The sequence below is a fragment of the Vibrio sp. Vb1018 genome (genome assembly GCF_033338775.1).
Taxonomy (GTDB): Bacteria; Pseudomonadota; Gammaproteobacteria; order Enterobacterales; family Vibrionaceae; genus Vibrio; species Vibrio alginolyticus.
On sequence record NZ_JAWOTI010000015.1, the window covers coordinates 79,710 to 95,494 of the forward strand.

General features: G+C 46.1%; 15 protein-coding genes. 9 read left to right on the plus strand and 6 right to left on the minus strand.

All coding sequences use genetic code 11. The features are described from left to right. The first annotated feature begins 6 nt into the window (after positions 1-6). Positions 7-879: a LysR family transcriptional regulator gene (locus R7Z10_RS16050; protein ID WP_017633836.1), complete on the plus strand. Its 873-nt coding sequence runs from the start codon at positions 7-9 to the stop codon at positions 877-879. Between the two features lie 99 nt (positions 880-978). On the opposite strand, the gene R7Z10_RS16055 is transcribed toward R7Z10_RS16050, so the two are convergent. Together R7Z10_RS16055 and R7Z10_RS16060 are read right to left on the minus strand one after the other, a co-directional pair. Continuing rightward, positions 979-1,752: a siderophore-interacting protein gene (locus R7Z10_RS16055; protein WP_170897416.1), complete on the minus strand. Its 774-nt coding sequence runs from the start codon at positions 1,750-1,752 to the stop codon at positions 979-981. A 178-nt stretch (positions 1,753-1,930) separates the two neighbouring features. After that, the gene (locus R7Z10_RS16060) at positions 1,931-2,515 is read right to left on the minus strand and encodes a LysE family translocator (RefSeq protein WP_054578560.1); all 585 of its coding nucleotides are present in this window, start codon (positions 2,513-2,515) and stop codon (positions 1,931-1,933) included. Between the two features lie 114 nt (positions 2,516-2,629). On the opposite strand from R7Z10_RS16060, the gene R7Z10_RS16065 reads away from it, so the two are divergent. Then, complete coding sequence (locus R7Z10_RS16065; protein ID WP_005482841.1) at positions 2,630-3,070, plus strand: Lrp/AsnC family transcriptional regulator; 441 nt, start codon at positions 2,630-2,632, stop codon at positions 3,068-3,070. A 214-nt stretch (positions 3,071-3,284) separates the two neighbouring features. Beyond that, positions 3,285-4,463, plus strand: coding sequence for a lytic polysaccharide monooxygenase (locus R7Z10_RS16070; protein ID WP_031813569.1), 1,179 nt, complete (start codon positions 3,285-3,287; stop codon positions 4,461-4,463). A 115-nt stretch (positions 4,464-4,578) separates the two neighbouring features. Here R7Z10_RS16070 and R7Z10_RS16075 read toward each other — a convergent pair whose 3' ends face one another. The 3 genes from R7Z10_RS16075 to R7Z10_RS16085 are packed head-to-tail and all read right to left on the minus strand — an operon-like array spanning position 4,579 to position 6,209. Beyond that, positions 4,579-5,199, minus strand: a complete 621-nt coding sequence (locus tag R7Z10_RS16075; RefSeq protein WP_053308043.1) for an HAD-IB family hydrolase — start codon at positions 5,197-5,199, stop codon at positions 4,579-4,581. A 38-nt stretch (positions 5,200-5,237) separates the two neighbouring features. Beyond that, positions 5,238-5,549 carry a cupin domain-containing protein gene (locus R7Z10_RS16080; RefSeq protein WP_005383281.1) on the minus strand — a complete coding sequence of 104 codons (312 nt, stop codon included), beginning with the start codon at positions 5,547-5,549 and terminating at the stop codon, positions 5,238-5,240. A 9-nt stretch (positions 5,550-5,558) separates the two neighbouring features. Continuing rightward, entirely contained in the window at positions 5,559-6,209 is a 651-nt protein-coding gene (locus R7Z10_RS16085) for a Qnr family pentapeptide repeat protein (protein WP_005374358.1), read from the minus strand. Positions 6,210-6,704: 495 nt separating this feature from the next. On the opposite strand from R7Z10_RS16085, the gene ompW reads away from it, so the two are divergent. From ompW to R7Z10_RS16100, 3 genes are all read left to right on the plus strand, one after another. Continuing rightward, the gene (ompW, locus tag R7Z10_RS16090) at positions 6,705-7,349 is read left to right on the plus strand and encodes an outer membrane protein OmpW (RefSeq protein ID WP_064354457.1); all 645 of its coding nucleotides are present in this window, start codon (positions 6,705-6,707) and stop codon (positions 7,347-7,349) included. Positions 7,350-7,563: 214 nt separating this feature from the next. After that, positions 7,564-8,589 (plus strand): HlyD family secretion protein, encoded by a 1,026-nt coding sequence (locus tag R7Z10_RS16095; protein ID WP_064354458.1) that lies wholly within the window; start codon positions 7,564-7,566, stop codon positions 8,587-8,589. Then, complete coding sequence (locus tag R7Z10_RS16100; protein WP_025589648.1) at positions 8,586-10,076, plus strand: MDR family MFS transporter; 1,491 nt, start codon at positions 8,586-8,588, stop codon at positions 10,074-10,076. The genes R7Z10_RS16095 and R7Z10_RS16100 overlap by 4 nt, the downstream gene beginning before the upstream one ends. A gap of 96 nt (positions 10,077-10,172) precedes the next feature. Here the strand turns inward: R7Z10_RS16100 and R7Z10_RS16105 are convergent, their stop codons facing one another. Then, positions 10,173-10,418 carry a Rho-binding antiterminator gene (locus R7Z10_RS16105; RefSeq protein WP_005460845.1) on the minus strand — a complete coding sequence of 82 codons (246 nt, stop codon included), beginning with the start codon at positions 10,416-10,418 and terminating at the stop codon, positions 10,173-10,175. Between the two features lie 180 nt (positions 10,419-10,598). Here R7Z10_RS16105 and R7Z10_RS16110 point away from each other — a divergent pair, with 180 nt between their 5' ends. The 3 genes from R7Z10_RS16110 (at position 10,599) to ygjK (ending at position 15,765) form a co-directional block, all read left to right on the plus strand. Further along, positions 10,599-11,735: an MBL fold metallo-hydrolase gene (locus R7Z10_RS16110; RefSeq protein ID WP_318105291.1), complete on the plus strand. Its 1,137-nt coding sequence runs from the start codon at positions 10,599-10,601 to the stop codon at positions 11,733-11,735. A gap of 456 nt (positions 11,736-12,191) precedes the next feature. Next, a complete protein-coding gene (locus R7Z10_RS16115) occupies positions 12,192-12,959 on the plus strand; it encodes a hypothetical protein (RefSeq protein ID WP_064354459.1) in 768 nt (255 codons plus the stop codon). A 115-nt stretch (positions 12,960-13,074) separates the two neighbouring features. Next, positions 13,075-15,765 (plus strand): alpha-glucosidase, encoded by a 2,691-nt coding sequence (gene ygjK, locus R7Z10_RS16120; RefSeq protein WP_064354460.1) that lies wholly within the window; start codon positions 13,075-13,077, stop codon positions 15,763-15,765. Positions 15,766-15,785: the final 20 nt, after the last annotated feature.

Genomic DNA, 15,785 nt, shown 5'->3' on the forward strand with positions numbered 1-15,785 from the left:
TACAGCATGGCGAATTGGGAAGGAGTCAGCGAGTTTGTTGCCGTAGCGGAAACTAACAGCTTTACAGCTGCCGCGGCTAAACTGAAAACGTCAGTGGCACAAATCAGTCGCCGCGTATCGGCACTTGAAGAGCGTCTTGCGGTTAAGTTACTGCATCGCACGACGCGAAAAGTTTCTCTGTCTGAAGCTGGACAGCTTTATTATCAGCAGTGCAAACACTTGGTCGAAGGGCTAGAACTAGCTGAGCTTGCTGTAACGCAAATGCAAACCGAACCGCGAGGTTTGCTGCGTGTGACAGCGCCTGTGACCTATGGGGAAATGAACCTCGCACCGCTCTTGCATCAGTTTTTGGAGAAGTACCCGCGTGTGGACCTCGATTTAGTTCTGACCAATCAAAAACTGGATTTGATAGAGCAAGGGGTAGACGTGGCGATTCGTCTTGGCCGCCTGCAAGATTCCAGCATGATCGCAAAGCGTCTTTCGTCGCGTCAAAATTACGTGTGTGCTAGCCCTATGTATTTGGAGCGATTTGGCGAGCCTCACACATTATCCGAACTGGCTCGACATCAGTGCCTAGTTGGTTCGGTCGATTATTGGCATTTTAAGGAAAATAAACGCGATAAGTCTTTGCGCGTATCGGGGAGAATTAAATGCAATAGTGGTTTTGCGCTAATGGGCGCCGCCAAACGTGGTTTGGGTTTAGTGCAGTTGCCGGACTATTACGTTCAAGAAGCTCTAGATAACGGTGAGCTAGTCGAGGTGCTGACCGATTACCGAGACGACCGTGAAGGCATTTGGGCACTGTATCCACAAAGCCGAAATTTATCGCCCAAAGTGAGGTTGTTAATCGACTTTTTAGCGCAGGAACTAGCGGATTAGAGTTTTCATGAACTTTAATACAACTGAAGTTGCTAAAACGCCCAGTGATGCCGGGCGTTTTTATTAGGATGAGAGCTGGAATCGAAAAGACATGAATCACTATTGGTTGGATTCCGCGTCTTCACGTTTAATCACTTTGTGCCCATCTTCAGACACGCCTTGCTTCCAATAGCTGCTGATGTAGATATTCTCGCGATCGACTTCTTTCTCATTGCGGAAATATTGGCGCAGCGCGCGCATTGAATCGAACTCACACGCACACCATACCGAAGCGTTACCGTCTAACCACTCGAGTTCGCGAACGCTATCAGCCAAGGTTTGCTGTTCAGTTAGCCAAATCAACTCCATACCGGCTGGCGCTTGTAGGGGTTGAATGTCGGCTGGAGACATCACGCTGATCACAGCGTAGCCTTTGGCCTCTTGTGGCAACGTACGAATTTTCGCAGAAAGCGCTGGAAGTGCGGTCATATCGGCAGCCATGAAGAACCAATCCGCCTCAGTATTTAAGTTGGAGATGCTACCTGGCCCAACAATGCTGATCGTGTCGCCTTTTTGCGCGGCCATTGCCCAACGCGCTGCAAATCCGCATTGCAGATCTTGCGTTACGTGTCGGACGAAATCCACTTCGATTGAACTGGTTTCTGGATGAAAGCGTCGGATAGTGTAGGTGCGCATGATTGGTCGGTCGTCTTCTGGCAGGATGCTCAGATCCGCGCCGCCCATATCGTTAAACAGTAATTTGATGTAACTGCCTTCGCAGTCACGAGGAAAGTGGCTCAGCGCCTCACCTTGCAAGGTAATGCGCTGCATGTTTGGAGTGATGGTTTCTGTGTCTGTGACAACAAGCGTTTTAGGTTGAGGCTTCTTTTTCATTGTTACTTTACTCGATAATTATTCTCTTTCTCATTTAAAGATTATCAAGTTCCCTAACAAGAGGGTAGCGTCTTTAAACAAATTTACACTGTGAATTAACGCCAAAGCCTCAAGCAAAATGCAGTATCTGTCCTTTCCCAATTACGTAAAGTGAGTCGTTTTTTAACCCAAAATAGACTTATATCATTGGAATCGTAGACAAAAGCAACAGCGCAGCCATGCTGTAGTTGAACCCCTTAACGCGTTTATCGGTGGTCAACCAACGCTGCAATTGCATACCTGCCGCCGTCCAAAATGTTACCGATGGCAAGTTGGCTAAACAGAAGATACCGGCGATAAAAGTCAGTTCGAGCCATGCACCGCCACTGCTGTATACCGTAATGGCCGTCAACGCCATCGACCAACCTTTTGGGTTCACCCATTGGAATGCAACAGCCCCTAAAAAAGACATCGGGCGAAAATCGTGTTTTGCTTCGGTTTTGTCGCTGGTGGCGATTTTGTACGTCAAGTACAGCAAATAACTCAAGCTCAATACTTTTAAAATCGAGTGGGTTAGCGGGTAGGCATGGAACAGGCTCATCAAGCCAATACCCACCAAAATTAGCATGGCACCAAAGCCGAAGGTAATGCCCAACATGTGTGGGATAGTGCGTTTAAAGCCGACATTTGCCCCTGAGGTCATCAACATAATGTTATTGGGACCCGGCGTAAAAGTGGAGACAAAAGCGAACAACGCCAAAGCGCCCAGTTGATGATATTCCATAGATTGTTCCTTGAATCAGTTCTCGATAAGTAAAGAACAACTATAAGTAGAACTGAGGTCAATATTGTGCTTTTATTTGATGATTAGAAACTAAATAAGCAATGAAACATCATCATGGATAGATTTGACGAAAGAATATTGCAAGTGCTCAAACGAGACGGAAGAATCTCCAATGTGGAGCTGTCGGAACGCGTTGGTTTATCTCCGTCTGCAACCTTACGCCGAGTGCAAGATTTAGAGCGTAAAGGCGTGATCAAAGGCTACCGAGCGGTACTGGATAATCAGCAACTTGGCGTGGGTTTTGTCGCTTATGTGTCGATTGGTTTGGCCTCGCACTCTAAGCAGGCGCAGTTGGGTTTCGAAGAGCATGTGCGTTTTGTAAACGAGGTGGTGGAATGTCACAACATCACTGGTGCGAACGAGTATTTGCTGCGTGTGGAAACGCAAGATCTCGCCGCTTATAAAGCGTTTCACGCTGATGTGTTGGGTGAGTGCGAACACGTCAAGTCGATCACAACCATGGTGGTGATGGACACACCAAAAGACGAGCGCTAGCCAAACGAGAGTGACAGTTTTTGTGGCACACGAATTTGAAGTGACTCGAAAGAGTCAGTCGAGTATGAGAATGGTTCACAACAAATGCTGGAAAGCAGATGGCACTCTTACAATTTCCATATTTATTCTCACCTTCTAAATAATCCCATCCTGCTAGTTTTGCTTAAACCGCTTGTGTTTCAGAGCGGCGAGTCAGCAAAATTAAGGATGAACGATGAAATCACATGTAACACTTCCTCTTTTGAGCTTAAGCGCTGTTGCCGCATTGAGCTCATTTAACGTCAACGCCCACGGCTGGGTAGAATTTCCAAGTGCTCGTCAGAATACGTGTTATTTAGACGGTGGTTTTTGGACCAACGAGATCCCTAACCAAGCGTGTAAAGCGGCTTTTGAAGAATCTGGCGCGTATCCGTTTGTGCAGCGTAGCGAAATTGCAGCAAACGTACCAAATTACCGAGATATGGAGCATGTGAAAGCCGTGGTTCGCGACGGTGAGCTATGTTCTGCTGGCGATGCAGCTAAGAAAGGCTTGAACATTCCTTCTCCAAACTGGCAGCGCACCAATGTTACGCCAGATGCAAATAACCAGATTGAATTGGTGTTTTACGGCAAAGCGCCGCACAACCCATCGTACTGGGAATTCTATCTCACCAAGCCAACTTATGATGATTCAAAACCTCTTACTTGGAGTGATTTAGAGCTGATCGACACCGCAGGTGATGTGTATGTTGATGCGGAAAAACGCTACCGTATTCAGGTGACTTTCCCTGCTGATCGTTCCGGCGATGCGGTGCTTTATACTCGTTGGCAGCGCATTGATGTCGCTGGGGAAGGCTTCTACAACTGTAGTGACATTACGTTAAACGGAACGGGTACGACGCCACCGACTGACCCTGTTGATCCAACCGAACCAGGCAACAATCTGACATCTCTAGGCTACTTTGTTCAGCAAGGTTTTGGGCCAGTAGAGTCTGGCGATACGGTGCGTTTCCGTACGTTTAATGCGACGGGGAATGAAATTGTCGATATTTCACTACCAATCAGCGCAAACAATACGGCGACTTGGGCTGCAGAAATAGCAGATCAATTTAACGCGCAGCAAACGGGCGATTGGTATGTTGGCATTTGGCATCAAGAGATGAACCACTACATGTTCGATAGTAAGAACGTGAATGCAAACCAAGTATTAGCGCCAAGTGCAGACTTCAGTTATGCGTTGTCACTGATCAAAGCGGATGTACCGCCACCAGTTGAACCAACCAACTTGTGGGACAAGACGGCCGTTTACAACCAAGGTGATGTGGTGACACACAACGGCAAAGAATGGACTGCCCAGTGGTGGACGTCTGGTGAGGAACCAGGCACAACGGGTCAATGGGGTGTATGGCGTTAAGCCAGTTATTTGGGCCCTGAACAGTAAACCCTTCTCATGTGAGAAGGGTTTGTTTTTTCAGTCTAAAACGATCACTTTGGTTGAGTGGTTGTCTTGAAAATCAGAGCACATATCGTTATTCGCTTGCTCTCCACTCGCTCCAGTTGAGCATCGCGTAGTCTGCCAGTTTTAGCATCGGAATGTCTTCGTGCGTATCACCGTAGGCATAAATAGACGCAAACTCGTCGAGCGAAAACGTGGCCCTAACGCGCGAGACTTTTCTTTCTAAACTGCAATCACCTTGCTGGTAAAAGCCACTCAGTTTTGGCTGTTCTGAGATCAGTTCACTGCACAGCAAGTGGTAACCGTTCACTTCACACCAAGGCTTGAGATATGCATTGAGTGATGCCGACACCACCACAATGGTATCGCCTCTGTGTTGATGCCACGCCAACCTTTCCATCGCTTCTGGCCGTAAGTACAGCGGGATCACTTCATGGGCAAACTGAGTGCCAATCGCTTCAATTTTCTGCGTTTCTTTCCCTGAAAATGCAATAAAACTGCTGAGAGGGCGCATAACACGAGCGGGTAACACTCCGAGTTTGTACAGCGCATAAAATGGCATGATAGCGACCTTTCCTACTCGTTTGCGCAGGCCATAAGCAGAATAGTGGAGGAAAAGGCTAAACATATCCTCTCGGGTGATGGTGCCATCAAAATCAAACAGTGCCAGTGACGGCTTAGTAGTATCGAGCAAACTCAGCGCCTATTTTTGGGTTTAAGATCGTTTTGTGTTTATTGATAAAACACCGCCAACCAGATGGTTTCTTGCGTTGGGTCAGTCCAGCTCACTTTGTGTTTGGTATGAGCTGGAATCGTAACGTGATCGCCTGCCTCAAGTCGTTGCACTACACCTGATTCAAAAGTCAGCTCTCCAGCTCCTTTAAGAACCAAGACCCATTCATGTTCTTCTTGATCGTACCAGCCACTTTCGGGCGAGGTTTGCCCTGTTGAGACAATGCGTTCTATACGCAGGTTTTTGTGGGTCAGCAGGTCTTCGAACACTTCCTCGTCGAGGTTATTCGGTAAGTCTTTAAACAGGTTCATGGCCTTTCCTTAGAGAATGATCAATCCAAAAGGCGCAAGCAATTGCTCTTGTTGCCAATCACAAATTTTAACACCAAACAGAGAAACGCGGCGAACATCCAGCCCGTCTAGTTCGACATGAGTCAGATCACATTGCTCAACGTTAAAGGTTCCCCATTGTTCTGGCGAGAATTCGCAGCGAGATAAATCCGAGCCTTTGAGAGTTGCCCCTGCGAGGTTCGCACCGTTCCAACGGTTTTCAAAGAGGTCACATTTTTCTAGTAACACTCGTTCGAAGTTACAGTAGGTGAGGTTGCAGCCAGTAATAAAAGCAGAACAGAAAAACATGGTGTTACTGACGCGATTAGCAAAGTTCGCACCTTGGAAGTTTGCCCCTTTGAGATCGCACTTACGCAGCTCCAAGCCCATACAATTTGCGCCGTTAAACAGGCTCATCGCCAACATACAGTTCGTAAAGCTGGCGTCTTTTAAGTTCGCGAAGCGAAAACTACACCCTTCTAGCGCTTTGGATTCGATAAAGCGACAGTCGATGAACTTAGCATCGCGCAGATCGGCATGGTCGAAACAGCACATATAAAAGTGGCAGTTTTTAAAGGTGGCATTCTGAAAATCGTGATGAGAAAAGTTTTCTCGTTCAAAAATGAGGTCGGTTTTTAACATGTCTTCTCCTTAGCTGCGAGCAGACTAGCACTCCAAGTGACTGATTTTCCATAAAAATAACTTCTTGTATTTCAGTGTTTTACAAACCCCTCAAATCGCGATTTTAAGGGGTCAAACGAGCTTTTTAAGTGGTTTTTTTTTTGAAAATAGAAGAAGTAGAGGACGAAAAAAGTTTTTACTGGCTACGAGCCTTAACGAGAGGATTCGCATTTATGGGTATGCATGGCAACTCACACGCACAGTTTGCATTACAGAATTGTATCCTATTTGCATAATTTGTTGATCAATATGGCGTTTCTCCATACAAAAAACCTATATTTTTCACAAATTGATTTCCATCAAAATAGTAGGGTTTCTATGTGCTAGATTGCGCACAGCTCAAAAAGATATAGATACCCGTGTGCTTCAAGGCGCTGAGTTTACTTGAAATCTCAGATCAGTTAGCAGGCACCCCTTTGGGTACGACATAACGAAGCCCTACGAAAGGAAATAAAAATGAAAAAAACAATCTGCAGTCTAGCAGTGGTTGCTGCACTCGTGTCACCAAGTGTTTTCGCTCATAAACAAGGTGACTTCGTTCTTCGTGTTGGTGCGGCGTCTGTCGTTCCAAACGACAGCAGCGATAAGATTCTTGGTTCTCAAGAAGAATTGAAAGTGGATTCAAATACGCAGCTTGGTTTGACGTTTGGCTACATGTTTACAGACAACATCAGTTTAGAGCTTCTAGCAGCAACACCATTCAGCCACGATATTTCAACAGACTTGTTAGGTCTTGGTGATATCGCGGACACCAAACACCTTCCACCAACGCTTATGGTGCAGTACTACTTTGGCGAGCCACAAAGTAAGTTCCGTCCATACGTGGGTGCAGGTCTCAACTACACCATGTTCTTTGATGAGGGCTTCAATAGCACGGGTAAAGGCGCTGGTCTTTCAGATCTTAAGTTGGATGACTCATTCGGTCTAGCAGCGAATATTGGTGTGGACTACATGATCAACGATCAATGGTTCCTCAACGCTGCTGCGTGGTACGCAAACATTGAAACAGAAGCAACTTACAAAGCAGGTGGAGAGAAGCAAAAAACCGACGTCAAAATTAACCCTTGGGTATTTATGATCAGCGGCGGTTACAAGTTCTAAGAAAAACCAGTAGTTACACGCACATTACTATTATTGGCATGACTTTGGGGGCGGTTACGGGGACTGCCCCTCTTTTTTATCCTCGTTTTGATTGCACATCATTTACTCCACTTAGCAACATGAAAAATTGGATCTTTACCTTGCAGATCATTTTATTGTCGGAAGATCGAAAAGTCCTACACTGATCACATAATTGAACAAGTGGACAATATAAATGAGCGACGACATCGCAAAGCATTCCTCCTCCAGATCTAAGCTGGTAAAAACTCTTTTCTTTACTCTCTGTGTTATCGCATTTGGTGCGATGTATTGGTCTTGGCAGTATTCAGACAGTCACCCAAGCACGGAAGATGCCTACGTTAGGGCAAAAATTTTGTCGGTAGCGCCTCAGGTAAAAGGCCAAGTGGTTTCCGCGGATGTCAAAGACTTCCAATCTGTTAACAAAGGTGACCTACTGCTGAAGATAGATTCACGCCCATATTTGTTGGCAGTGAAGCAAGCAAAAGCGGCATACCAATTGGCGGTCCAGCAACATGATGTTGCCGATAAGCAGGTAACTGAAGCTGTTGCGGGCTTAGATGCGGCGCGCTCTAACCTGATAGAAGCGCAAGTGGAGTACAAACGTACGGATTCCTTGGTGAAACGCAAACTGGCGTCGAACCAAGATTTAGATACGGCAAAAAACAAACTAGCCAATGCCCAAGCGAGCCTGGAGCAAGCGCGCGCGACGGTAGAAAAAGCCATTGCGAACCGTGGTGAAGAAGGCGCAGAGGCTGCGGTTGTTCAACAAGCGGGAGCACAGTTAGCGCAAGCAGAGCTGAACTTGAGCTACACCGACATTACGTCACCAGTGGATGGCATTGCCGGTGAGATCAATACGCACGTAGGCTCGGTCGTTAGCGTGGGTCAAACGTTGTTCCCTGTGATTTTAAAAGACAGCTATTGGGTACGCGCGAACTTTAAAGAAACCGATCTTACTCATATTAAACCTGGCATGCATGCGGATGTGGTGATTGATATGTACCCAGACGTGGTGTGGAAAGCAACGGTAGAGCAGCTGTCGCCTGCGAGTGGTACATCGTTCTCCTTGATGCCACCAGAAAACGCAACGGGTAACTGGGTTAAAATCAAACAACGTTTCCCTGTACGTTTGGCATTAGAAGTACCGGCCGATGCGCCGCAACTTCGCGTGGGTGCGAGCTCAGAAGTCACCATTGATTTGCAAAGTAGCGTGCAATGAACCATCAAATTACGGCAGACAAACGGGGGATTGCCACCGTCGCCGTGATGCTTTCTGCCATCATGGTGTTAATCGATATGACCGTTGCGAACGTGTCGCTATCGCACATGATGGGCGCGTTGGGCGCAACGGCAGACCAAATTACTTGGGTGCTGACGGGTTACAGCATGGCGGAAGCGATCTTCATTCCGATGACCAGTTTCTGGGTGTCGCGCTTTGGTGAACGCAAAGTCATGCTGGTTGCTGTGATCGGTTTTGTAATTGCCAGTGCGCTTTGTGGGCAAGCACAGTCTCTTGAAGAGATGGTGCTATTTCGCATTATCCAAGGCGCTTTCGGCGCGTCGGTGATTCCATTGGCGCAGTCGACGTTAGTGCAGATTTATCCGTACGAGCAAAAAGGCAAAGCGATGGCGATTTTCTCCATCGGCATTTTGCTTGGTCCTATTTTGGGCCCAGTCGTGGGTGGCGTGATCACCGACAACATCAATTGGCGCTGGATATTTTACATCAACTTGCCATTCGGTTTGATTTGTACCTCTTTGATTTATCGCTATATCCACATCGACAACAAATCCAAACCCAACTTTGACTGGTGGATCATCGGTTACATGGCGTTAGGTGTGGGCGCGTTGCAGTTTGTGTTGGATAAAGGTAACGAAGAAGACTGGCTCAACTCACGCATGATCCAGACCGCGATATTACTCGCTGTCATGGGGTCGGTGATGTGGATTTATCGTAGCTGGAAAACCAAAAGCCCAATAGCGCCATTATGGCTGCTTAAAGACCGAAATCTTATGGTCTCGTCGTTGATGATTGCCGTGGTGTCGATGGCGATGTTTGGCCTGACGACTCAACAACCGATGCTGTTGGAAAGCTTGCTGGATTATCCGGTCTCAACCACTGGCTTATTAATGGCACCGCGTGGATTGGCGTCAGCGGCGATGTTGATTTTGGTGATTAAGCTCAATCCGCAATTCGATCCCAGAATCAAAATAGTCTTTGGCTTGAGCTGCATCGGGATTGGTAGTTATTTGATGACGCAATACTCACTGCAGATCGATACATTTTGGATTGTGATGCCGAGTATGATTCAGGGAATGGGGCTTGGTTTAACCTTCTCGACGCTGTCCACCTTGGCGTATTTAACGATTCCGAAAGAGCAATCTGTCGCGGCGGCGAGTATTTACAATCTGTTCCGTACGATTGGTAGTTCGTTTGGTATCTCTATCGCTACCACGTTCCAATATCGTGATAGTCAGCAGCAATGGCATGCGCTGGGTGAGGGTATTAATCCTTATAATCCTAACTTGCATGACTGGGCGGCCAATCAGGGGCTTTCCATTACCGATCCGGTTGCGTTAGACCAATACCAACAGATGTTGCAGCAACAATCGCAAATGGTCTCGTTTGTGCACACCTTCCAGCTTGTGGGAGTGATGTTCGTGATCATGATGCCGATGCTGGTTTTCATCCGGTCGCGTGAATAACAACAAGTTCAGGTGAACCGTGTAAGAGAACGCCTCTCAAGTTGTGTCAGCTTGAGAGGCGTTTTTTATTGGACGGTGTCAGTGAAAGAAGGACGTTTACTCAAACGTCACTTCGTCAAAATGCGGATTGGCTTTGAGCGCGCGCATTGCGACTAATTGTTCAGTCGGGAAGGCGGTGTGCTCTCCATCCATATCTAAAAACAAACACTCTTGTCGCTGCATGTCGTAGCCTGTGTCGAACGCGTTGCCCTGATGAGTTTCACCATTTTTTAGTGTGATCTCGATAGGGAGCTTAAACATACAGGCGATTTCAATAAAATCGTATTGGCTGCAAGTCACCATAGTTTTCTCCTTTCAAACCGACGCAGTATTCAGAAGGTTTGAGAACCGTATCCTTAAATAGAAGACGTTTGATTGAAACTGAATCTTCATCTTACACCTCATTTTGGTCACGAAATAGACATACACGCACGTTTTAATAAACCTACTGTTGAGCGTTCGCAAGTGAGACAAAACTACAATATGTCTGAGACGATACTTAAGCGCACATACCTAACGAGTGAACAAAAGACACAAAAGCCAGATTCACTGATTCCGCCTCAAACCTACCATGCGCAGTTGGCGCACCGTGTTCACCACTCGCCTCAATTTGAAAACGGCCGCGTTAAAAACGAGATGCCAAACGTCCCTAGTCCGCAATCATTCTGGCAGGTGTGTTGGAGTTATCTTGGTGGTAGAACGCCGTTGAGTCCTAACGAACATCTGCCACATTCCCCAATTCAACCCACGCAGTTTGCGCAGCGAAGTGAATCGATGCGCGTTACTTGGCTGGGCCATTCCACCATGCTGGTGGAGGTCGATGGCATTCGAATTCTGACCGATCCGTTATTTGATTACGCTTCTCCGTTCATCGCAAAAGCGTGGTTTGAACGCAATATTCCCAATACCCATGCCAGAGATCGTTTGCCGATTCCTGAAATTATTGTGATTTCGCACGATCATTACGACCATTTAGAAGCATCGACCATACGTTTTTACGCCGATAAACCCGTGACGTTTTATGTACCCTTAGGGGTTGGCAAGCATCTGATAAAGTGGGGCGTTTACGCAGACAACATCGTGGAATTCGATTGGTGGGATAGCGTGCACTATGCTGGAATCGAACTGATTTGTACGCCTGCTAACCATAATTCGGGTCGTACTTATTTCGATAAAAACGCGACCCTGTGGGCTTCTTGGGTCATCAAAGGCAAAGAAGAGACGCTCTATTTTAGTGGCGATTCAGCTTACGATTCGCACTTTTCCGAGATCGCACAGCGATGTGGACCAATCGACATTGCCTGTTTGGAAGTGGCTGCCGATGTGAAAGGCCAAGGTTATCCGGTCGAAAACTGGGGGCACATGCAGGCTCATCATACCGTGCAAGCGTTTCGCGATTTAAATGCGAAAAAACTGTTGCCAGTACATTGGGCTACATACGAGCTATTTACTCACCGCTGGGACGAACCGATTTTAGATTTGCTTGCCCATTGTCAAAAAGAACATATAACGCTGCTGACGCCAATGCCGGGGGAAAGTTTTTACGTTCATCAAGAACATATAAATAAACAATGGTGGCGAGAAAAAGAAATATGTGATCCAGCTGGAATTTTGACTTAATAATATGATCTTACTTCAATAATTATTTTAGAAATTAACCTTGTTATTTTCAGAATATAACAAGGATTTTACTGGTCATTGAAATTAAAAATTTCCATAGATTCACTTTCCAATTGTGATCTCACGCTTTTATAAATCGATTGGTGTCATTTTTTGATACTTTTGATCTGAAAATTTGCGCTCTTATCAGAAAAGTTTTAGTAAAAATCTTTGCCATCTTAATTTTACTCTTCAAAACAATTATACTGACTATTATCTTGATAAGCTCATAGAGCAATGGCTATAGCTTGTTCTTGATGGGTAAAATGTATCCAGTTAAAGAAAAGTAAAAAAATCTAATGGATAAGACATGTTTTACGCCAACAAGATAGAATATTGAGACCAAAATCACAAGAGTAGGACTCTCTTGAATTTATCATCATGGATGCTGAATAAATAAAATACAGGCATTGTTCGATGAATAATTCTGCAACGTATTTACTTGCTGCTTTACGAGAAAAAATAAAAGAAAAAGGCATTGGATATTCCGAGCTTTCTATTGGACTTGGAATCCCGCTTTCTACCATAAAAAGGCAGCTTCACAATACGTCTCTTGGTTTAGATAAAATCTTGTTGTACGCCACGCACCTTGATACGGATTTGGTTGAGTTATCCATGCGAGGTAAGCAGCTGCAGCAAGAGAATGAACAGTTTATCACCGACACCAACAGTGAGATTTTCCATCAATATCCTCACTTATTTGATTTTCTTTATCTTTTGCGTCGACCTGAGTGGTCTTTAGAAGAGATCGCACGGAGATACCAGCTGAGTGATACTTCCGTTGCGCTCTATTTACGTGCACTAGAAATGATGGATTACATTGAACTGAAAGGGGATAAACACTATCAATTTAAAGATACAGGCCGCTTTATTTTTGAAGAAGGTTCAAATTTAGACACGCTATTTGCACAGCGCTTTCGTGAAGAAGTGTTTAGCCACGATATTCGGCCTCCAATTTGTGTTGGACGCATTGCTATTACCGAAGAACAAGAAGAAAAACTGGCAAATGAAGTGTACAACAAATTAATTGAGTTTGATGTTCAAAATAAAACCAGTGAAAACAGTCAACGACTAAAAAATGTTTTACTCACTTTTACGCCTGGTAATCAGATATTTTTGGCTGACACAATTCCGAATATTAATGGCGATTTATTAAAATCCATCACTATCGCTAAAGAAAAATAAAAGAATAATTATTGGAAGCTCGTGCTTATTTAGTGCGAGCCGAGCTTCTGCACACTAAAAATACTCATTTATATAAATGAGAATATAAAAATAACGTAAATAATAGGGAAAAAGTATGTTTAAAAAGAGCACACTTGCCATTCTGATCGGGGCTACTATTTCGCTTGTTGGATGTGGTTCCAATGATAAAACTGAAATCCGTTTACCACAGGCGCCAACTTCGGAATTTACTAACGTGATTGATCGTACTGGTAATCCAACTTACCTGCGTGATTACGACAGTTATTCGAACCTGAAGTACAACGCACTCACGGACAACGGCGCGTGGCATGGCCATTTGCTACCTGAAGATGCGGCGGGTTATGGCGCTTTCGGCGGTATTATGCAAGTGACGCAAGAGTACGCGCATTTTATGTCTGGCCAAACGTTCGACAAGCTCACGTTGACCGACAAAGTGAGTGGCCAAACTTACGATTTATCGAACGCAGAAGCGAAAGTCTATTCCATTCCAGGTGCGTTAGTGCAGGTGTTGGACTTGGACGATATTCACGTGCAAATGGTGCTGCGCTTCGTGACTGATCGCTCTTCGCTGGTGGAAACGCTCATCACTAACAAAACTGATCGTGATATGAACTTGGCGTTGGAGTGGGACGGCGAGTTGGTGAAATACGCGCTGTCGACGCGCAAAAACCAAACCGTGGCGCAGTACTACCCAGATTACAAGCGCCAGATTTCGACCATCGAAAACGGCATTAAAATTAACTTTAGCGAGATGAAAGACAACTGGGCGATTCGTAATGACCGCGATGCCGAGTTCCGCATTACTCGTTCTCTACCGACGAAGACGTTCACCAACGAAACCTCATTCAGTTCTACCGCGGAGATGAGCCTACCAGCTGAGCAAACATCGGCGGTTTATACGGCGTATTCTAACCTGCACAATGCGAAAGAAGTGCAGTCAGAATCGTTGAAATTGCAAGATGTATTAGCGAATCCAACTCAATACATGGAAGCGTCGAAAGCGCGTTGGGACGGCTATTTAGCGAATGGTCTTATCAACAAAGAAGCGACAGCAGACCAAGCTCGCGTAGCGGTAAAAGCGATGGAGACCCTAAACGGTAACTGGCGCTCTGCGGCGGGCGATATTGAACAAGCGACAGTCACGCCATCGGTCACTGCGCGTTGGTTCTCTGGTAACTTAACGTGGCCGTGGGATTCGTGGAAACAAGCGTACGCGATGGCGCATTTCAACCCAGATGTTGCGATGGACAACATTCGCACGGTATTCCAAGAGCAAGTTCAAGCTGATGACAAGATCCGTCCGCAAGATAAAGGCTACTTGCTGGATGTGTTGACGTACACCAAACCTGTTAGTCGTGGTGGTGCTGGCTCTGAAAACTGGAACGAACGCAATACGAAACCATCGTTGGCGGCATGGTCTGTGATGGAGGTGTATTACGCTCTCGTGAACCAGTTTGATCGCCCAGAAGACGCGCAAAAATTCATTGATGAAATGTATCCGAAGTTGGTGGCATACCACGATTGGTGGCTATCCAACCGCGACCACAACCAAAATGGTGTGCCTGAATACGGCGCGGCAGTAGACCCAGCACACAACACGGAAGAAGGCGTGATGTACGTTTGGGTAGAAACGCGCGATCCTAACTTCACGACCATTATTCCTGCAGAAGACATCATCGAGCAAAACGGCAATTCTTATAAAGTAAAAGGCATGGCGTCTTACAATAAGATTCTCGATGAAGTGGATTACATGACGATTCACGTCGGCGCACAAGAAGCGGCGGGCTGGGAATCGGGCATGGATAACGCGGCTCGTTTTGGCTTTATCTACAACATCCACAACATGAATTCGCAAGCTGAAGACATCAGCAACCCAGACAGAAATGTGGATCAACTTGGTCGCTACGCGGCAAGTGCGTACGGCTTTGATAACAGCATCAAGCTGGAAGGCGAAGAGTGGGTGTACAGCAATACGTCAGCGGAAAACTTAGCGAAACTCGATCTAGCGAAGAAAGATTGGGAAGTTCGTTTTGCAGAAAACCGCACCAACAATAACGCAGCGGACGGTGAGCTGCTTGGCTTCTCTATGCTGCAAGAATCGGTGGATCAAGCCTCTTACATGTACTCAGACAACAAATACTTAGCGGAAATGGCGAAGTTGGTGTCTGATGGCGTAGAAGGTAAAGATCGTGCGCAAGAATTCCTTAATGGCGCAGAAAAAATCAAGACTTACATTAACCAATGTATGTTTGATGAAAGCACAGGATTCTTCTACGACATTCACTTGAATGTGGCTGAAGATGGCACTACTCCTGCGCCTCTTGCAAATGGTTGTGCGGGTTTGCCGATTGTAGAGCGTGGACGTGGTCCTGAAGGTTGGTCGCCGCTGTTTAATGGTGCAGCAACGCAAGAGCATGCCGATAAAGTGATCGCGGTGATGCGTGATCAAGACGAGTTCAACACGCCAGATAAATTCCAAGGAACGGGAGTGCCTTTGCCGACCGCATCGCAAACCAACCCTGCTTACGGTAAAGATGTGTACTGGCGTGGTCGCGTGTGGCTAGATCAAGTGTACTTTGGCTTCCGTGCGATGGAAAACTACGGCTACAAAGAAGAAGCGATTGCAATGGCGAATGAACTGTTTAACAACGCAGAAGGTATGACGGGTGACATGCCAATCCGTGAAAACTACAACCCAGAGACGGGCGCGGTACAAGGTGCGTCGAACTTCTCTTGGTCTGCAGCGCATTTGTACATGATGTACAACGGATTCTTCAAAAACTAGATCGCACACATTAGGCGCTT